General features: G+C 68.1%; 15 protein-coding genes. 7 read left to right on the forward strand and 8 right to left on the reverse strand.

All coding sequences use genetic code 11. The features are described 5' to 3' along the window. Position 1: 1 nt before the first annotated feature. From OC550_RS09215 to OC550_RS09235, 5 genes are all read right to left on the reverse strand, one after another. Positions 2 to 892 carry a metal ABC transporter ATP-binding protein gene (locus tag OC550_RS09215; RefSeq protein ID WP_262105373.1) on the reverse strand — a complete coding sequence of 297 codons (891 nt, stop codon included), beginning with the start codon at positions 890 to 892 and terminating at the stop codon, positions 2 to 4. Continuing rightward, complete coding sequence (locus OC550_RS09220) at positions 879 to 1,850, reverse strand: metal ABC transporter solute-binding protein, Zn/Mn family (protein WP_262105374.1); 972 nt, start codon at positions 1,848 to 1,850, stop codon at positions 879 to 881. Before OC550_RS09220 ends, OC550_RS09215 begins: the two co-directional genes overlap by 14 nt. Positions 1,851 to 1,950: 100 nt before the next feature. Then, entirely contained in the window at positions 1,951 to 3,012 is a 1,062-nt protein-coding gene (locus tag OC550_RS09225) for a hemolysin family protein (RefSeq protein WP_262105375.1), read from the reverse strand. Continuing rightward, positions 3,009 to 4,382 carry a hemolysin family protein gene (locus tag OC550_RS09230; RefSeq protein ID WP_262105376.1) on the reverse strand — a complete coding sequence of 458 codons (1,374 nt, stop codon included), beginning with the start codon at positions 4,380 to 4,382 and terminating at the stop codon, positions 3,009 to 3,011. The genes OC550_RS09225 and OC550_RS09230 overlap by 4 nt, the downstream gene beginning before the upstream one ends. 241 nt (positions 4,383 to 4,623) lie before the next feature. Continuing rightward, the gene (locus OC550_RS09235) at positions 4,624 to 6,078 is read right to left on the reverse strand and encodes a GuaB1 family IMP dehydrogenase-related protein (protein WP_262105377.1); all 1,455 of its coding nucleotides are present in this window, start codon (positions 6,076 to 6,078) and stop codon (positions 4,624 to 4,626) included. Positions 6,079 to 6,386: 308 nt separating this feature from the next. On the opposite strand from OC550_RS09235, the gene OC550_RS09240 reads away from it, so the two are divergent. Together OC550_RS09240 and OC550_RS09245 are read left to right on the forward strand one after the other, a co-directional pair. Continuing rightward, entirely contained in the window at positions 6,387 to 10,193 is a 3,807-nt protein-coding gene (locus tag OC550_RS09240) for a multifunctional oxoglutarate decarboxylase/oxoglutarate dehydrogenase thiamine pyrophosphate-binding subunit/dihydrolipoyllysine-residue succinyltransferase subunit (protein WP_262105378.1), read from the forward strand. 82 nt (positions 10,194 to 10,275) lie between these two features. Further along, a complete protein-coding gene (locus OC550_RS09245; RefSeq protein WP_262105380.1) occupies positions 10,276 to 10,875 on the forward strand; it encodes a GDSL-type esterase/lipase family protein in 600 nt (199 codons plus the stop codon). A 35-nt stretch (positions 10,876 to 10,910) separates the two neighbouring features. On the opposite strand, the gene OC550_RS09250 is transcribed toward OC550_RS09245, so the two are convergent. From OC550_RS09250 to OC550_RS09260, 3 genes are all read right to left on the reverse strand, one after another. Further along, the gene (locus tag OC550_RS09250; RefSeq protein WP_262105381.1) at positions 10,911 to 11,876 is read right to left on the reverse strand and encodes a zinc-binding dehydrogenase; all 966 of its coding nucleotides are present in this window, start codon (positions 11,874 to 11,876) and stop codon (positions 10,911 to 10,913) included. Between the two features lie 312 nt (positions 11,877 to 12,188). Continuing rightward, entirely contained in the window at positions 12,189 to 12,464 is a 276-nt protein-coding gene (gene rsrA, locus OC550_RS09255) for a mycothiol system anti-sigma-R factor (protein WP_262105383.1), read from the reverse strand. Continuing rightward, entirely contained in the window at positions 12,461 to 13,141 is a 681-nt protein-coding gene (locus OC550_RS09260; protein WP_262105385.1) for a sigma-70 family RNA polymerase sigma factor, read from the reverse strand. The genes rsrA and OC550_RS09260 overlap by 4 nt, the downstream gene beginning before the upstream one ends. A gap of 321 nt (positions 13,142 to 13,462) precedes the next feature. Here OC550_RS09260 and OC550_RS09265 point away from each other — a divergent pair, with 321 nt between their 5' ends. From OC550_RS09265 to OC550_RS09285, 5 genes are all read left to right on the forward strand, one after another. Beyond that, positions 13,463 to 14,050 (forward strand): DoxX family membrane protein, encoded by a 588-nt coding sequence (locus OC550_RS09265; RefSeq protein ID WP_262105387.1) that lies wholly within the window; start codon positions 13,463 to 13,465, stop codon positions 14,048 to 14,050. Next, complete coding sequence (aroA, locus tag OC550_RS09270; RefSeq protein ID WP_262105389.1) at positions 14,050 to 15,387, forward strand: 3-phosphoshikimate 1-carboxyvinyltransferase; 1,338 nt, start codon at positions 14,050 to 14,052, stop codon at positions 15,385 to 15,387. The genes OC550_RS09265 and aroA overlap by 1 nt, the downstream gene beginning before the upstream one ends. Continuing rightward, the gene (locus OC550_RS09275) at positions 15,348 to 16,490 is read left to right on the forward strand and encodes a ribosome small subunit-dependent GTPase A (RefSeq protein ID WP_262106300.1); all 1,143 of its coding nucleotides are present in this window, start codon (positions 15,348 to 15,350) and stop codon (positions 16,488 to 16,490) included. Before aroA ends, OC550_RS09275 begins: the two co-directional genes overlap by 40 nt. 67 nt (positions 16,491 to 16,557) lie before the next feature. Continuing rightward, positions 16,558 to 17,403: a histidinol-phosphatase gene (hisN, locus tag OC550_RS09280; RefSeq protein WP_262105391.1), complete on the forward strand. Its 846-nt coding sequence runs from the start codon at positions 16,558 to 16,560 to the stop codon at positions 17,401 to 17,403. Positions 17,404 to 17,419: 16 nt separating this feature from the next. Next, complete coding sequence (locus OC550_RS09285) at positions 17,420 to 18,178, forward strand: class I SAM-dependent methyltransferase (protein WP_262105393.1); 759 nt, start codon at positions 17,420 to 17,422, stop codon at positions 18,176 to 18,178. The last annotated feature ends 77 nt before the right edge of the window (positions 18,179 to 18,255 follow it).

The raw sequence follows: 18,255 nt of genomic DNA on the forward strand, positions 1-18,255 counted from the left end.
CTCAGTCCTCGTCGCCTTCGTGCTGGCCGTGCTCGTGCGTGGTCGCGTCCGGCAGGCCGACGACCACCAGCCGGCCCTCGTTCCGGATCACGCGCACCCGCGTGCCGTACATGTCGGAGAGGACGTCGGTGGTCATGACCTCTTCCGGGGTGCCAACGCGGAACTGGCCACCGGCCAGGTAGAGCACGCGGTCGACATAATCGATGATCGGATTGATCTCGTGCGTGACGAAGACAACCGCCGTGTCGCTGCGGCGGCGCTGCCCGTCGATCAGCGCGCTCACCGCCTGCTGGTGGTGCAGGTCCAGCGACAGCAGCGGCTCGTCGCAAAGGAGCACCCGCGGATCGGTGGCCAGGGCCTGCGCCGCCCGGAGCCGCTGCTGTTCGCCGCCGGAGAGCATGCCCACCGGCACGTCCGCATATGCCGACGCGCCGACCACTTCGAGCAGTTCGTCGACCCGCTGGCGGAAGGCGCGGCCCCTGAGCCGGATCCCCCAACGGTGCCCGTCCAGCCCCAGCCCCACGAGATCGCGCGCCCGCAGCGGGCTGCCCGCCCGGAAAGCCTTCTGCTGCGGGATGTAGCCGATGTGGCGGCTGCCGGTCCTGACCCGGCGCCCGGCGATCAGGGCGGTCCCCGTGGTCAGCGGCTGCAGGCCGAGCAGCACGCGGAGGAGGCTGGTCTTGCCCGAGCCATTGGGCCCCAGGACGGCCAGGAACTCCCCCGGGGCCACGCAGAGGTCGAGGTTTTCCCACAGGACCCGGTCACCATAGGAAAGGCCGGCGCCGCGCAGCTCGATGGCCGCGGCGCCGGCGGTTACGGCCGCCGCTGCGCCTTCGACGGCGGATGCGGCTGCCGTAGCGGCCTGCTGCCGGCCGCTCTCAGTCTCGGACATTGTCTTCGATGCTCTTGATATTGGCCGTCATCCAGGCCAGGTAGTCCTCGCCCTCCGGGAGTGTTTCCGTGAAGACGACGACGGGAATCCCGGCCTGCTCCGCCGCCTTCCGCAGCTGCTGCGTCTGGCTCGACTCGGTTTGCTCGTTGTAGGCCAGGAACTCGACCTCGCCGGGCTCGAGCAGGTCCATGGTCGCGCGCAGCGCGGTCGGCGGCGCGTCCGTGCCCTCCTCGACGGCCTCGATGAAGTCCGCCGGCGTACGGTTCTTGAGGCCCGCCGCGTCCAACAGATGCAGCGGGACCGGATCCGAGGCGGCAACGGCCGCTCCGGAAACCTTTGCGGCCACCTCGTCGAGCTGGCCCTGCAGCCCGTCAACGCTCTTCTGGAAGGCATCGGCGTTGGCGGTGAATTCGGCGGCGTGCTCCGGGTCCAGCGCCGCGAGCCGCTCCGCGATCTGCCCGGCGACGGCGCCGGCAGTCGCAAGGTCGTACCAAACGTGTTCGTTGAACTCGCCGTGGTTGTGCCCCTCGTGCCCGGCAGCGGCCGGCTCCTCGGCGTGTTCCCCGTCCTCGGGAGCGCCTTCCACCTTCGACAGCCCGGCCGCCGTGATGATGAAGTCGTGGTCTTTGCCCGTGTCGTCCGCCAGCTGGTGCATGAAGGCGTCATAGCCGCCGCCGTTCTCCACCAGCAGGTCGGCCCCGGAAATCGCCAGCTTGTCCCGCGCCGTCGCCTCGTACGAGTGCGGATCCTGCGACATCCGGTCGATGATGGAGGTCACTTCGACCCGCTCGCCGCCGATCGTCTTGGCCAGGTCCCCGTACACGTTGGTGGAGGTGACGACCTCCACCAATCCCGCGCCGCCGCCGTCGTTAACCCCCGGTTCCGCCGAAGCGCAACCGGACAGGAACAACCCGGCCGCGGCGACGGCGGCAGTGGCGGCGAGGGACGGACGGCGCATGGAAGAAACCTCACTTGAGTATGCGAAAGCGGGACGGAAACCTGACCCAGTGTACCCCTAACGCGAACCGTTCGCATTACGCGCGGACGCCCCCTGCCGGTCAGGCGCCGGCCCTGCGCGCTCCGTGGTTCTGCGTGGTGTCGCGGATCTCGCCGACCAGCTCCTCCAGCACGTCCTCGAGGAACAGCACGCCCCGCGTCGTCCCGTCCGGCCCGATGACGCGGGCCAGATGGGAGCCCGTCCGCTGCATGACGGCCAGGGCGTCCTCGATTTCCTCGTCCACACCGAGGTTGGCAAGCGTGCGCACCTTCGTCAGCGGAATGGTGGACTCGTAGCGTTCCTCGGGGATCGTCATGACGTCCTTGAGGTGCAGGTAGCCCGTGAGGTTGTCCTCGGAGTCCGCGACGGCGAAGCGGGAGAACCCGGTCCGCCCCACCACGCGCTCGAATTCCGCAGGGGTGGTCTCGACGCCGATGGTCACCAGGTCCTTCAGCGGAACCATGGCGCTTTCCGCTGTCTGCCCGGAGAACTCCAGGGAGCTGGAAATCAGCCCCGCCTCGTCCTCCACCAGGCCATGCCGCGTGGATTCCTGCACGATGGACTGGACTTCCTCCAGCGTGAAGGTCGAGGTCACCTCGTCCTTGGGCTCAATCCGCATGGCCCGCAGGATGTGGTTGGCGCTCCAGTTCAGCGTGGCAATCACCGGCTTGACGATCCGGGAGACGAACACCAGCGGCGGAGCCAGCACCAGGGCCGCCTTGTCCGCCACGGACACCGAGATGTTTTTCGGCACCATTTCCCCGAGGGTCACGTGCAGGAACGTCACCAGCAGCAGTGCGATGACGAACGAGATCCCGTAGGAGACCTCGTGCGGGATGCCGAGCCAGGCCTCCAGGGGCAGGAGCAGCAGTTCCTTGATCGCAGGCTCGGCGACATTCAGGATCAGCAGCGAGCAGACCGTGATGCCCAGCTGCGCGCAAGCCAACATCAGGGAGACGTTCTCCATCGCCCACAGCGTGGTCTTGGCGCGCTTTGACCCGGCCTCGGCCAGCGGCTCGATCTGGCTGCGCCGGGCCGACATAACGGCGAACTCGGCGCCGACGAAGAAGGCGTTGCCAATCAGCAGCACCACCAGCCACACAATGCCCATGCCCGTGCTCATCGCAGGCCCCCTTCGGCGACGGCGTTGCCCGGCACGGCCGGACGCTGCGGAGCGATGTGCATCGCCGGCGAACCGACGGCCTCGGGCACGAAGCGGACGCGGTCGATCCGTCGCCCGTCCATTCGTTCGACCTCCAGCTCTCCGCCGGAGACCGGGACGCGGTCGCCGACGACGGCAATCCGGCCCAGCTCGCTCATGATGTAGCCGCCCACGGTCTCGTAGCCGGCCTCATCAGGGACGCTGAGCAGCGGAATCTGTTCCGTGACTTCGTCCGGACGCATCAGGCCTGGGAAGTACCAGTCCCCCTGCGCGCTTTGCAGCACGCCGGGCTTGACCCGATCATGTTCGTCCGAGACCTCACCGACGATCTCCTCCACGAGGTCTTCAAGCGTGACGACGCCGGCGGTACCGCCGTATTCGTCCAGCACCACGGCGAACTGCAGGTGGGAGGCCCGCAGCTCGGAGAGCAGGGAGTCCAGGTGGACCGTCTCGGGCACGCGCAGGACCTCGGTCATGATCGTCGCGGCGTCGAGTTCCTGCCGCTTCTGCCGCGGCACCGCGATGGCCTTCTTGATATGGGCCACGCCGCGGACGTCATCCTGCGAGTCGCCCAGGATCGGGAACCGCGAGAAGCCGGTGCGCCGCGCGGCGGCCACCAGGTCCTCGACGGAGTCGTCCGCCTGGATGAACTCCACCCGGATTCGGGGAGTCATCACGTCCGCCGCCGTCCGGCCGGAAAAGACCAGCGTCCGGGAGAGGAAGTTGGCGGTCCCGGCATCAAGCGTGCCCATCTCCGCGGAGCGGCGCACCAGCGATGCCAGCTCCGACGGCGTGCGCGCGCCGGACAGTTCCTCTTTCGCCTCCAGCCCGAAGAGGTGCAGGACCTTGTTGGAGAAGCCGTTGAGCAGCACGATCGCCGGCTTGAAAACGGCGGTGAAGAGCAACTGCGGCCGCGCCACGGCCTTGCCGATCACCATCGGCAGGGCAATCGAGGCGTTCTTGGGGACCAGCTCGCCGATCAGCATGGAGAGCAACGTGGCGACGGTCATCGCGATCACGGCGGCGAGCGGCCGGACTGCCGCGTCCGGCAGTCCGAGGGCCGCCAGCGGCGCGCGCAGCAGGGAACTGATGGCCGGCTCCAGCAGGAAACCGGTCAGCAGCGTGGTCAGGGTGATGCCCAGCTGGCAGCTGGAGAGCTGGGTCGACAGGGACTTCAGGCACTTCATCAGCGGCACAGCGCCCTTTTCGCCGCGGTCGACGGCGCGTTGCACCGCCGGCTGGTCGAGCGCAACCAGGGCGAATTCGACGGCCACGAAGAAGCCTGTGCCGAGGATCAGCAGCAGCCCTGCAAGGATTTGGATCCATTCCATCAGCGCACCGCCGTCAGAAGGGCGTGCCGCTGGTTTCCGGGAAGGGCCCCCGGAGGCCGGTCATCAGAGCCCGGACTAGAGGGCTCCTGTCCGGCTGCGGAAGCAGCGGGTAGGCAATGGGAGGTACGGGAGCGGGGGCAGCCGGTGCTGGGCGGGACTGCGCGGTGCCAAGACCTGGCGACTGCAGAACCCACGGACCGGCATCTAGAATTGCTGTCCATCGCTTCCAAGATTAGCAGGGCTACCAGCTCTGCTGAACCGGCCGCCCCTCCTCATACCCCGCCGCGGACTGCACGCCGACCACGGCCTTCTCGCGGAACTCCGGGAGGGTCACCGCGCCCGCATAGGTCATGGAACTGCGCAGGCCGGACGTGATGCCGTCCAGCAGGTCCTCGACCCCCGGACGGAGCGGATCCAGGTACATGCGCGACGTCGAGATACCCTCCTCGAACAGGGCCTTGCGCGCCCGGTCGAACGCCTCTTCGTGCTTGGTGCGGTTCTGGACCGCCCGCGCCGAGGCCATGCCGAAGCTTTCCTTGTAGAGCCGACCCTCGTTATCAGTGAGCAGATCCCCGGGGCTCTCGTGGGTACCGGCGAACCACGAACCAATCATGACCTGGCTGGCACCTGCCGCAAGCGCCAGGGCCACGTCGCGGGGATAGCGGACGCCTCCGTCGGCCCACACGTGCGCGCCGAGCTCCCGGGCGGCCTCCGAACACTCCTGCACGGCCGAGAACTGCGGCCTGCCCACGGCAGTCATCATCCGCGTCGTGCACATGGCGCCCGGACCGACCCCGACCTTGACGATGTCCGCGCCCGCCTCCACGAGGTCGCGCACCCCCTGGGCGCTGACCACGTTTCCGGCGACCACCGGCAACTGCGGATCCAGGCTGCGCACCGCGCGGAGGGCGTCGAGCATCTTGGCCTGGTGGCCGTGGGCCGTATCGACGACCAGGACATCCACCCCGGCCTCCAGCAGTGCCGCGGACTTCCTGGCCACGTCACCGTTAATTCCGACGGCGGAAGCCACCCTCAGCTTTCCGCGCCCGTCCAGCGCGGGCTGGTAGATCGTGGAACGAAGCACCCCGGTGCGGGTCAGCGCACCCTGCAGCGCCCCGGCGTCGTCCACCACCGGAGCAAAGGAAGTCCCGGCGGTGTCGAACATCTCGAAGGCCTTGCGCAGTGCCGGCTGCAGGTCGCCCTCGAACATCGACGCCTGCAGCGTCAGCGGATGCTCGCGCATCACGGACGCGAGCGAGGCGAAACGGTCCACGCCCTCGCAGTCCTCCACGCGGACGACCCCCTGGCAGAGACCCTGCTCGCTGACAATGGCGACGGCGCGGTGGGCACGCTTGTTCATCAGGTGGATGGCATCGATGACGGTGTTGCCCGGCTGCAGCTTCAGCGGGGTCTCGAAGAGGGTGTGGCGCGACTTCACCCAGGAGGTCACCTCCGCCAGCACCTCAAGCGGCACGTCCTGCGGCAGCACGGCAAGGCCGCCGCGGCGGGCTATGGTCTCGGCCATGCGCCGGCCCGTCACCGCCGTCATGTTGGCCACGACGATCGGAATGGTGCTGCCGGTTCCGTCCCCGGAAGACAGATCGACGTCGAGCCGGGACACGACGTCGGACTTGGAAGGAATGAGGAAAACGTCGGAATACGTCAGATCGGTCAGCGGCTGATTGATGAACTGCATGCCCACTCCTGGGATCGGGTCGTCCGGCTGATGCCACCGAAGAGTCTATGCCGAACACGGTTCGATCCGCGATGGGGCCCCCTTTCGGGCAGGCCTGTCCGGCGGCGCCACCACCTGACCGGGACACCCTTCCGAAACTTCCGGCAAGATTGGCCTGCGCAACGAATCTGTCATTAGACTGGCAGGAGGTCCAGACCAGGTGCGTCAGTACGTACCCACGCGCCCGGCGTTGAAGCTCCGCGAGGCTTTTTAGTGCTGCGCGTGCGGTCTGAGGGCAAGCGGCAATACACGGAAGAGGCGTATAACAAGTGCCAGAGCATCCCAAGCTTCGTCTACCCGAGGAATTCGGTGGTAACGAATGGCTCGTCGACGAAATCTACGAGCAGTACCTCCAGGACAAGAATTCCGTGGACAAGAAATGGTGGAGCATCTTCGAAAATGCGGGCGCGGCTTCGCCGGAGAACGGCAGCGCCCCGCAGCGCAAGCAGGCCGAACCGAGCACGACGACCGCCGAGCTGCCCGTGGTGAAGCCTGCCAGCGGCACGCAGCCGTCCGCAGGTTCCGTGGCCCAGGACCGCGGCGCGGCCAAGCACATCCCGGCCGATGCGAAGCCGGCCCCGAACACCTCCAAGGACAAGGCCGAACCGGCTGCCGCCCCGAAGCCAGCCGCCGCCCCGAAGACCGCCCCCATCCCGGCGCAGCTTCCTAAATCCGCGCCCAGCGCCGTTTCCGAGGAAGACACGGTTTCCGTGCTGCGCGGACCGGCCAAGGCGATCGCCACCAACATGGACCAGAGCCTTTCCGTCCCGACGGCGACCACGGTCCGCGCCGTGCCGGCCAAGCTGCTGATCGACAACCGCCTGGTCATCAACTCCAACCTCGCCCGCGCCCGGGGCGGCAAGGTGTCCTTCACGCACCTGATCGGTTACGCCGTGGTCAAGGCGCTGGGGCAATTCCCCAGCCAGAACGTCCACTACGACGAGGTCGACGGCAAGCCCGTCGCCGTGCAGCCGGCCCACGTGAACTTCGGCATTGCGATCGACATGCCCAAGCCGGACGGCTCACGCCTGCTGGTCGTGCCGAACATCAAGAAGGCCGAGACGCTCAACTTCTCCGAGTTCTGGCACACCTACGAAGACCTGGTCAAGCGCGCCCGCAACGGCAAGCTGACCGCTGACGACTACGCCGGCACCACCGCGTCGCTGACCAACCCCGGCGGCATCGGCACCGTGCACTCCGTGCCGCGCCTCTCCAAGGGCCAGGCCACCATCGTGGGCGTCGGCGCCCTCGAGTACCCCGCCGAGTTCCGCGGCGCCAGCGAGAAGACGATCGCGGCCCAGGGCGTCGGCAAGATCATCACGCTGACCTCGACCTACGACCACCGCGTCATCCAGGGCGCAGGCTCGGGCGAGTTCCTGCGCCTGGTCGAGTCCCTGCTGCTCGGCGACCAGGACTTCTACGACGAGATCTTCGAGGCCCTGCGCATCCCCTACGAGCCGGTGCGCTGGCATCCCGACAACCAGGTGGACGTCGAGCTGCAGGTCAACAAGATCGCCCGGATCCAGCAGCTGATCCACGCCTACCGCGTGCGCGGCCACCTCATGGCGGATACCAACCCGCTGGAGTACGTCCAGCGCAAGCACCCGGACCTGGACATCAACACCTACGGCCTGACGCTGTGGGACCTGGACCGCGAATGGGTCACCGGAGGCTTCGGCGGCAAGAGCCGGCTGAAGCTGCGCGACATCCTCGGCGTCCTGCGCGATGCCTACTGCCGCACCACCGGTGTCGAGTACATGCACATCCAGGATCCGGCGGAACGCGAATGGTTCCAGAACGAACTGGAACGGCCCTACGCCAAGCCGAGCCGTGAAGAGCAGCTGCGCGTCCTGGGCAAGCTCAACGCCGCGGAAGCCTTCGAGACCTTCCTGCAGACCAAGTTCGTGGGCCAGAAGCGCTTCTCGCTCGAGGGCGGCGAGTCGCTCATCCCGCTGCTGGACGCCGTCATCTCCGACGCCGCCGACGACGGGCTCGACGAGGTAGCCATCGGCATGGCGCACCGCGGCCGCCTGAACGTGCTCACCAACATCGCGGGCAAGACCTACGCCCAAGTGTTCCGCGAGTTCGAGGGAACCCAGGATCCGCGCAGCGTCCAGGGCTCCGGCGACGTCAAGTACCACCTGGGCACCGAAGGCACCTTCACCTCGGACAACGGCAACGAGACCAAGGTCTACCTGGCCGCCAACCCGTCCCACCTGGAGGCGGTGGACCCCGTCCTCGAGGGCGTGGTCCGGGCCAAGCAGGACCGGCTGGACCGCGGCGACGGCGCGTTCCCCGTGCTGCCCATCATGGTGCACGGCGACGCTGCCTTCGCGGGCCAGGGTGTCGTGGCCGAGACGCTGAACCTCTCGCAGCTCCGCGGCTACCGCACCGGCGGCACCGTCCACGTCATCGTCAACAACCAGGTCGGCTTCACCACGTCGCCGCACGCCTCGCGGTCCTCCGTGTACTCCACGGACGTGGCGAAGATGATCCAGGCTCCGGTCTTCCACGTCAACGGGGATGATCCGGAGGCCGTGGTCCGCGTGGCCCAGCTGGCTTACCGCTTCCGCGAGCGGTTCCACAAGGATGTCATCATCGACCTGGTCTGCTACCGCCGCCGCGGGCACAACGAGGGCGACGACCCCTCGATGACCCAGCCGATGATGTACAACCTGATCGAGGCCAAGCGCTCCACGCGCAAGCTCTACACCGAAGCACTGGTGGGACGCGGCGACATCACGCAGGAGGAGGCCGACCAGGCCCTGCGCGACTACCAGGAACGGCTGGAGCGTGTCTTCGCAGAGACCCACGCGGCCCAGACCTCGCCGATTCCGGTGGTCACCAAGGACTCCTCCCCGATTTCGGATCTGGAGCGTCCGTTGTCGCAGCAGGCCGAGGACACCACGAACGTCCCGGCCAGCACCGCGGTCAGCGGCGAAGTCATGGCGCGCATCGGCAAGGCGCATTTGGAAATTCCGGAGGACTTCACCATCCACCCGAAGCTGAAGGCCTTGTTGGAGAAGCGCGAGCAGATGTCCCGCGAAGGCGGCATCGACTGGGGCTTCGGCGAAATCGCTGCCTTCGGCTCGCTGCTCCTGGAAGGCGTCCCTGTCCGCCTGGCCGGGCAGGACTCGCGCCGCGGTACCTTCGTGCAGCGCCACGCCGTCCTGCATGACCGCGCCACCGGCGCCGAATGGACTCCGCTGACCAGGCTGAGCCCGGACCAGGCCAAGCTCTGGATCTACGACTCGCTGCTGTCCGAATACGCGGCCATGGGCTTCGAATACGGCTACTCCGTCGAGCGCCCTGACGCCCTGGTGCTCTGGGAAGCGCAGTTCGGCGACTTCGTCAACGGCGCCCAGACCGTCATCGACGAGTTCATCTCCTCCGCCGAGCAGAAGTGGGGCCAGCGTTCCTCGCTGGTGCTGATGCTGCCGCACGGGTACGAAGGACAGGGCCCTGACCACTCCTCCGCACGCATCGAACGCTTCCTGCAGATGTGCGCCGAAGACAACATGGTCGTCGCCAACCCGACCACCCCGGCGTCGCACTTCCACCTGCTGCGCCGCCAGGCGTACGCTCGCCCGCGCAAGCCGCTGATCATCTTCACTCCCAAGCAGCTGCTGCGCCTGAAGGCGGCGGCGTCCAAGGTTGAGGACTTCACCGAGGGCTCGTTCCGCAAGGTCATCCCGGAGGTCCAGGACCTGAATCCGGCCGAGGTCGACCGCATCGTGCTGGTCTCCGGACGCCTCTACTACGATCTGCTCGCGGCGCGGCAGAAGAGCTCCGACACTAAGACCGCCCTGGTCCGTGTCGAGCAGCTCTACCCGATGCCGGTCGAGGAGATCAAGGCGGAGCTTGAAAAGTACCCGAACGCGGAAATCGTCTGGGCGCAGGATGAACCGGCCAACCAGGGACCGTGGCCGTTCATGGGGCTGCACCTGCCGCAGCAGCTGGACCGCAGCATGCGGCTGGTCTCGCGTCCGGCCTCGGCCGCCACGTCGACCGGCTCGGCCAAGCGCCACGCTGTTGAGCAGGACGTCCTCGTCAAGAAGGTCTTCGAGCGCAAGTAAGTAAGATGTGGGGTGGGGTGCCCAGGCACCCCACCCTCTTGCTTTTAAGCAGCCGCCGGCCGAATCAACCAGAAAGCATCCCGTGGAGCAACGCAGAATCAGGATCGCCGCTGTCGGCGACGAACTTCTAGCCGGTATGGGCGACCAGCGCGCGCTGGGATGGCTCGGGCGCACCCTGGCTCGGACCAATCCCTCCCCCGCGACCCTGGAGACCTTCACGCTGGCCTCGCCCAACGAAGGCACCGAGGAGCTCGCCGGCCGATGGCTGCAGGAAGCCGGCCGGCGTTTCGACGACGGCTACGAGAACCGGCTGGTCATCGGTCTTTCCGACCGCGATCTTGACCTGGATTTGACCACCGCCCGGAGCCGGCTGAACCTGGCGAACATCCTCGACGGCGCCGCACAGCTGAGCATCAAGGTGTTCGTGGTCGGCCCGCCGCCCGGCCTGGACGCGGCCCGCAACCAGCGCCTGGCCGAGCTTTCCGCAGCCTTCGCGGACGTCACTACGCGCCGCAAGCACGTCTACGTGGACACCTTCACGCCGCTGCTCAACCACGAACAGTGGCGGACCGACCTCGCGGCAAACGGCGGTCTTCCCGGACAGGCCGGCTATGGCCTGATGGCATGGCTGGTGCTGCACCGCGGCTGGTACCACTGGCTCGAGCTGCCGGAGCCGTCCTAAGGGCCCGGCCCGAGGCCCCCGGGCCCGGAGCCGGGTCAGTGCGTGAAGACGATCTTGCCGGCCACCTCGCCGGCGGCCATTTTCGCGAAGCCGTCCCGGGCCTGCTCCAGCGGCAGCACGCTGTCCAGCTGCGGGCGGATGCCTGTTGCGACCAGGAACTGCAGCATGCGCCCGAACTCCTCGCGTGTGCCCATCGTCGATCCGAGGACCCGCAGCTGGAGGAAGAACACCCGGTTGAGGTCCGCGGGCGGATTCGGCCCGCTGGTCGCGCCGCAGGTGACGACGGCGCCGCCCGGACGGAGCGACTTCAGGGAGTGCGCCCACGTGGCCTGCCCGACCGAATCGAAGACCGTGTCCACGCGCTCGGGCAGCCTGGCGCCGGGCTCGAAGACGGCCGCCGCGCCTTGGCTGCGGGCATGCTCCCGCTTTGCTTCCGTGCGTCCGGTGGCCCACACGCGGTAGCCGGCCGCCGCAGCCATCGCGATCAGCGCGGAGGCCACTCCCCCGCCCGACCCCTGGACCAGGACAGTGGATCCGGGGGCTGCGGGATTCACCGTGAAGAGCATCCGGTACGCCGTTAACCACGACGTCGGGAGGCAGGCCGCCGTCGTGAAGTCCAGTTCGGTCGGCTTCGGCAGCAGGTTGCGTGCCGGCACCAGTACTTCATCCGCCATGGTGCCGGGGTACACCTCGGACAGTAGGGAGCGCCGGGGATCCATGGTCTCGTCCCCCAGCCAATCCGCGCTCGGGATGACGGCGTGGACGATGACTTCGTTGCCGTCGTCGTCGATTCCCGCAGCATCGCAGCCGAGGACCATGGGAAGCCGTTCCGACGGCAGGCCAACCCCCCGCAGCGAGAACAAGTCGTGGTGGTTCAGCGCGGACGCCTTGACCCGGACGCGGCGCCAGCCCTCCGGTGCCTGCGGCCGCGGAAGCTCGCCGACCACCAGACCTGACAGCGGATCCTCGGCGGACTGGGAGCTGGCGTACACTGCGCGCATGAATTCTCCATCGGAAGCTGGCATAGGCACCATCCTAGGGGCCAAGGCACCTGTCACCGGTTAGGCGTGGTGCCCGAGTTATGGGAGACTGATAGGCGGTTCTTTTCGTCCAGGTAAGGAGGCAGCCATGAGCAAGCGTGCACGTAAGCGTCGTGACCGTAAGCGCGGCGGCGCAAACCACGGCAAGCGTCCCAACACCTGAGCGGTGCTCCGCTAGGAGCACCGCCGGTGGCAAGCGCCCCGGTAAGCAAAGAACCCCCAAGCCACAAGGGCTTGGGGGTTCTTTGCTTACCGGTTCGGTTCGCGGCAGCGTCAGGCGTCGGCCTGCACCGAGCCCGCTGCCTTGATATGCCCGATACGGTCGATGATCCGTTCCTTGAGCGTCTGTGGTGCGTGCTCCTGGCACGAACGCTTGACCACGGAGCGGATCAGGCACTCAAGGTCGTGTTCCTGGGAGCACTCTGTACAGGTCTCCAGATGCGCCTTGATCTCGGAGAGGTCGTCCCGGGACAGCGCCCCGTCGACGTACTCGTAGATCCGCTGCATGCGGTCGTCTTCGCAGTCGCCCAAGCCGTGGCAGTCGCTCATTTCCTGTTCTCCTGTTGTGTACCCGCCGGTGACGCCGCCTGGGCTGCGCCGAGGCCGCGGCCCTGTGCATAGTCCGACAGCAGCTCACGCAGCATCTTCCGCCCGCGGTGCAGACGCGACATCACCGTTCCGATGGGGGTATTCATGATTTCCGATATTTCCTTGTAGGCAAAGCCTTCTACATCCGAGAAGTAGACGGCGAGCCTGAATTCCTCCGGAATAGCCTGGAGGGCGTTCTTCACATCCGAGTCCGGCAGATGGTCCAGCGCCTCCGCCTCGGCCGACCGCAGGCCCGACGAGGTGTGCGAGGCGGCCTGGTACATCTGCCAGTCCTCAACCTGGTCCGTATTGGACTGCTGCGGTTCCCGCTGCCGCTTCCGGTACAGGTTGATGTACGTGTTGGTCAGGATCCGGTACAGCCAGGCCTTGAGATTGGTGCCCGGCTTGTACTGGTGGAACGCCGCGAACGCCTTGGTGTAGGCCTCCTGGACCAGGTCCTCGGCATCGCTGGGGTTCCGGGCCATCCGCATGGCTGCCGAGTACAGCTGGTCGACATACTGCAGCGCGTCCCGCTCAAAGCGCTCGGCACGTTCAGCCTCTGTCTCGGCCTGCTCCCGCTCTCCCGCGGCCCCGCCGCCGTTCCCCGAGATGGACTCTTGGGCATGGTCAGTTGTCATCGCCCCCAAGTCTACGCGCAGCGGCTTCCGGGGAGCGCCGGTTTCGGGGCTCCCCTGCTCCCGCTGCTGGTCAAGCGCCAGGGGCATGGCAATCCCTTCGGTTGGTTCTCACAGACTTTGGCCGTCGGCACAGTATTGCCAACGCATTGAGCACAACGGCGGCGGGCGGCCGAATATTCCGCGGGCGCGGCATTGGACGCCACAAGGGAGCCTAAAGTGTGTCCTGCAGCCAAAAGTGCAAAACTAGAGCCAGCGCCACCGGCAGGTTGACGCCTGCGGAGCTTGCCCTTATGGACCCTCAGCGAGAGCCAGGAGGCTTTTATGACCATCGTCCGCGTTGTTGCCCGTCCCTTACTCGCCACCAGTTATGTTGCTGCCGGCATCGAACGGCTGCGGAATACTGCTTCCACCGCCCAGGCCCTGCAGCCCTGCCTGGACAGAGCCGCGTCCACCTTTCCATCGGCGGCGCCGTTGGCCGGAAACGCCAAGCTGCTCGCCCAGGCCGTGGGCGTCACCCAGATCGGAGCCGGCCTCCTGCTGGGATGGGGAAAGTTCTCGCGTCTCGCGGCGCTGCTGCTGGCCGGGGCCACGGCGGTCAACGCCTACGTCGAGTACACGTCCACGGCGGCGGACACCGCAGAGGGCAAGCGCAACCGGCGCGGCCAGCTGCTGAAGAACGGTTCCCTGATGGGAGCGGCCCTGCTGGCCGCGGTCGACACGAACGGACGTCCGGGTCTTGCCTGGCGTGCCGAGCATCTGGCTGCCGATGCCCGCAAGGGCGTCCGGTCCATGAGCAAGGACACGCGCAAGAGCGCCGCTGCGCTCGGCAAGGACTCGCGCCGCCGGCTGGAGAAGGCCGAGCGTGCCGTCCGCGGAACCGTGGCCGATGTGGTGGGTCAGCGCGCTTAATGACTGCCACCAGCTCCGCAGCGCCTGCCCCATGGGAGGCGCCGTTTGTCCCCGCACCGGTGGACGCCGTCGTGCAGATCCCCGGCTCGAAATCGCTGACCAACCGGTACCTCGTCCTGGCCGCCCTCGCGGAGGGTCCGAGCAGGCTTCGTGCTCCCCTTCATTCGCGGGACTCCCGGCTGATGATCGACGCGCTGCGGTCCCTGGGCGCCGTCGTCGAGGAGGTTCCGGGAAGCGGCGCATTTGGCCCCGACCTTCTGGTCACCCCGATCAGCCGCTTCGGTTCCGCGGCGGGCAAGCGGATCGACTGCGGGCTGGCCGGAACGGTCATGCGCTTCGTCCCGCCGCTGGCGGCGCTCGGAGACGGGCCGGCGGTTTTTGACGGCGACCCGGCCGCGCGGCAGCGGCCCATGGGTGCCACCATCGCCGCCCTGCGGGAACTCGGGCTGGTGGTCGACGACGACGGCCGAAATGCCATGCCCTTTACCGTCCAGGGCCGCGGTGCCGTCAAGGGCGGTCATGTCGTCATCGACGCGAGTGCGTCCTCGCAGTTCGTTTCGGCGCTGCTGCTGGCGGGCGCGGCGTTCACCGACGGACTGCATCTGGAACACTCGGGGCCCCCGGTTCCGAGCCTCGACCACATCCGGATGACGGTGCGCGTGCTCCGCGGCGTCGGCGTCGAGGTGGACGATTCGGTCCCGAACCACTGGATCGTGCGGCCCGGTCCCATCCGGGCCTTCGACGTGGAGATCGAGCCGGACCTCTCCAATGCGGGGCCGTTCCTGGCCGCTGCCCTCGCCACCGGCGGAACGGTCCGGATCCCCGGCTGGCCCGCGGAGACCACGCAGGTCGGCGACCAGTGGCGCAGCATCCTGCCGAAGCTCGGCGCCGAGGTCAGCTATGCGGACGGCACCTTGTCCGTCACCGGCGGCGACAGCATCAAGGCAGCGGACCTGGCGGATACCAGCGAGCTGGCCCCCACGGCCGCGGCGCTCTGCGCCTTGGCCGATGGCCCGTCCCGGCTCAGCGGTATCGGACACCTGCGAGGCCATGAGACGGACAGGCTGGCCGCCCTGGTGGCTGAAATCAACCGGCTGGGCGGGGACGCCGAGGAAACGGCAGACGGCCTGTTGATCCGTCCGCGCCCGCTGCATGCCGGCCTCTTCCGTTCCTACGAGGATCATCGGATGGCCACGGCCGGGGCCATCATCGGCCTGGCCGTGGAGGGTGTGCAGGTCGACGACATCGGCACGACCTCCAAGACCATGCCGGAATTCCCGCAGCTGTGGCACCAACTGTGCGCCACAGCGCCGAGTGCGGCTGCCGGGGCCCGCTGACGGTGGCAGGCCGCAGGACCTGGGACGAATCCGACGTCCGCATCCGCCCGAACAAGCGCGGTTCCCGCCCGCGGACCAAGGACCGTCCCGCGCACGAAGACGCCGTCGTCGGGCGCATCGTGACGGTCGACCGCGGACGCTACACCGCCGTCGTTGATGAGGACACCGCACGGGAGCGCACGGTGATAGCGGCCCGGGCGCGCGAACTGCGCCGGACTCCGGTCGTGGCCGGCGATTTCGTCGGCCTGGTCGGCGACGTGTCCGGGGAGCCGGATACGCTGGCCCGCCTGGTCCGCGTCGAGGAGCGCCGGACCCTGCTGCGGCGCAGCGCCGATGACACCGATCCGGTGGAGCGCGTGGTGGTCGCCAACGCGGACCAGCTGGTGATCGTGGTCGCTGCGGCGAATCCGGAGCCGCGGACCGGTTTCATCGACCGCGCCCTGGTGGCGGCGTACGACGCCGGCATCGCCCCGTTGCTGTGCGTCACCAAAGCGGACCTGCGGGATCCGGAGGTGTTGCTCGCCAATTACCGCCACCTCGAACTGCCGGTGATCGTCAGCCGTACGGCGGACGAGGACGTGGTCGGCGTCCACGCCAGCTCGGACGAGGGGCGCACCGCCATGCTGGATGCCGAGGCCTTGGACCAGCTTCGCGGCTACTTGGACGGCTCAGTGAGTGTCCTGCTCGGCCACTCGGGCGTCGGCAAGTCCACCATGGTCAACGCGCTGACGGGCTCGCACCGGGCGACCGGAGGGGTCAATGCGGTGACCGGACGGGGCCGGCATACCTCGTCCTCGGCGCTGGCCCTGAAACTCCATGACGCCGCGCCGGGCAGCTGGATCATCGACACCCCGGGAATCCGTTCCTTCGGCCTGGCCCACGTCGACCCGAACCGGATCCTCGCCGCCTTCCCGGACCTGGAGCCGGGCATCGCGGAATGCGACCGGAGGTGCAAGCATGACGACCGGGCCGTCGACTGCGGGCTGGACACCTGGGTGGCCTCCGGCCGCGCCGGCGACTCCGGGCCCGCCCGGCTGGCCTCGCTTCGCCGGCTGCTGGGCAGCGAGGTGCGCCAGCAGGTGAAGGAGCTGGGCACCCAGTAGGCCTCGCGGCAGGCCAGTGCGCTTCACATGCGGCGCCGACGGTCCAAGTAGCGATAGGTTGAAGCCTATGATCCGCGACGCACAGAGCTACAACGATGACCTGCGCCTGGCCCACGTGATGGCCGACTCCGTAGACGCCCAGACCATGTCCCGCTTCAAGGCGCTCGATCTGAAGGTGGAGACCAAGCCGGATCTCACCCCCGTCACGGACGCCGACAAGGCCGCCGAGGAGGCCATCCGCGGCCAGCTGTCGCGCGCCCGGCCGCGGGACGCCGTGCTCGGCGAAGAGTTCGGCAGCAGCGGCCACGGCTCCCGGCGCTGGGTCATCGACCCGATCGACGGGACCAAGAACTTCGTCCGCGGCGTGCCGGTCTGGGCGACCCTGATCGCGCTGATCGACGAGGGCAAGCCGGTGGTCGGGCTGGTCAGTGCCCCCGCGCTGGGCAAGCGCTGGTGGGCCGCCGCCGGGACCGGTGCCTACACCGGGCGTTCCCTGTCCTCCGCGACCCGGCTGCACGTTTCCGACGTCGGCCAACTGGAAGATGCCTCGCTCTCCTACTCGAGCCTCACCGGCTGGCAGGAACGCGGCAATCTCACCGAGTTCCTGGGGCTGACCGAATCCGTCTGGCGGACCCGCGCCTACGGGGATTTCTGGTCCTACTGCCTGGTCGCGGAAGGCGCCGTCGACATCGCCTGCGAGCCGGAACTGAACCTCTATGACATGGCCGCGCTGGTGCCCATCGTGACGGAGGCCGGCGGCCGCTTCAGCTCCCTTGAAGGCGAGGACGGTCCCTTCGGCGGCAACGCCCTCGCCACCAACGGCGTCCTGCATGAGGAGGTCCTGCACCGGCTCAACCCGCAGCTGATCGGCCAGCGCCCCGCCGCTGCGCCCGGGGAACACGCCGACGACTAACGGCAGGGACCAGGCAGTGGAACACCGCGGGCCGCGGATGGACGATGAACGGCGCAGGGAATTCGGCCGCAGCTTCGAACAGGGCGGCGAACACTACGAACGCATCCGGCCCGGCTACCCGGACGATGCAGTGGATTGGCTCGTGCCGGACGGAGCCCGGGACGCCGTGGATCTGGGCGCCGGGACAGGCAAGTACACGGAGCAACTGCTGCGCCGGGGCCTGCAGGTCACCGCGGTTGACCCGTCGGCCGACATGCTCGCCCAACTGCAGCAGAAACACCCGGAGGTCAGGGTCCTACTGGGGACGGCCGAACAGACCGGCCTGGCTGATACCTCCTTCGACCTCGTGACCGTTGCGCAGGCGTGGCACTGGGTCGACGCCGCCGCCGCGAGTACCGAAGCTGCGCGGATCCTGCGGCCCGGCGGCGTCCTCGGCCTGGTCTGGAACCAACTGGACGTTTCCATACCGTGGGTCCACCGGCTCTCGCGCATCATGCACGCCGGCGACGTCTACAAGCCCCACTCGCGGCCCGATGTCGGTGACGAGTTCACCGATCTGGAGAACCACCTCACGCGGTGGACGGATCCGCTGCAGCCGGCCGACCTGATGGAGCTAGCCAAGTCGCGCAGCTATTACCTGCGTGCCAATGAACAGACGCGGGCCAAGGTGCTGGCCAACCTCGACTGGTACCTGCACGAGCACCTCGGACACGATCCATCCGCCGTTCTGCAGCTCCCGTACCTGACTCTGAGTTGGCGGGCTTTCCGCCGCTAGCCGCCCCTCCGCCGCTCCGGAACTCCCGATCCCCGGGACGGCAGCATGTCGGCGGACTGATTTCCCGCGGGTGCGTC

Source organism: Arthrobacter sp. Marseille-P9274, from assembly GCF_946892675.1.
Lineage (GTDB): Bacteria > Actinomycetota > Actinomycetes > Actinomycetales > Micrococcaceae > Crystallibacter.

Coding starts and splice junctions, on each gene's coding strand:
- OC550_RS09215 (WP_262105373.1), bottom strand. CDS start 892: ATGTCCGAGACTGAGAGCGGCCGGCAGCAGGCCGCTACGGCAGCCGCA.
- OC550_RS09220 (WP_262105374.1), bottom strand. CDS start 1,850: ATGCGCCGTCCGTCCCTCGCCGCCACTGCCGCCGTCGCCGCGGCCGGG.
- OC550_RS09225 (WP_262105375.1), bottom strand. CDS start 3,012: ATGAGCACGGGCATGGGCATTGTGTGGCTGGTGGTGCTGCTGATTGGC.
- OC550_RS09230 (WP_262105376.1), bottom strand. CDS start 4,382: ATGGAATGGATCCAAATCCTTGCAGGGCTGCTGCTGATCCTCGGCACA.
- OC550_RS09235 (WP_262105377.1), bottom strand. CDS start 6,078: ATGCAGTTCATCAATCAGCCGCTGACCGATCTGACGTATTCCGACGTT.
- OC550_RS09250 (WP_262105381.1), bottom strand. CDS start 11,876: ATGCGCGCAGTGTACGCCAGCTCCCAGTCCGCCGAGGATCCGCTGTCA.
- rsrA (WP_262105383.1), bottom strand. CDS start 12,464: ATGAGCGACTGCCACGGCTTGGGCGACTGCGAAGACGACCGCATGCAG.
- OC550_RS09260 (WP_262105385.1), bottom strand. CDS start 13,141: ATGACAACTGACCATGCCCAAGAGTCCATCTCGGGGAACGGCGGCGGG.
- OC550_RS09265 (WP_262105387.1), top strand. CDS start 13,463: ATGACCATCGTCCGCGTTGTTGCCCGTCCCTTACTCGCCACCAGTTAT.
- aroA (WP_262105389.1), top strand. CDS start 14,050: ATGACTGCCACCAGCTCCGCAGCGCCTGCCCCATGGGAGGCGCCGTTT.
- hisN (WP_262105391.1), top strand. CDS start 16,558: ATGATCCGCGACGCACAGAGCTACAACGATGACCTGCGCCTGGCCCAC.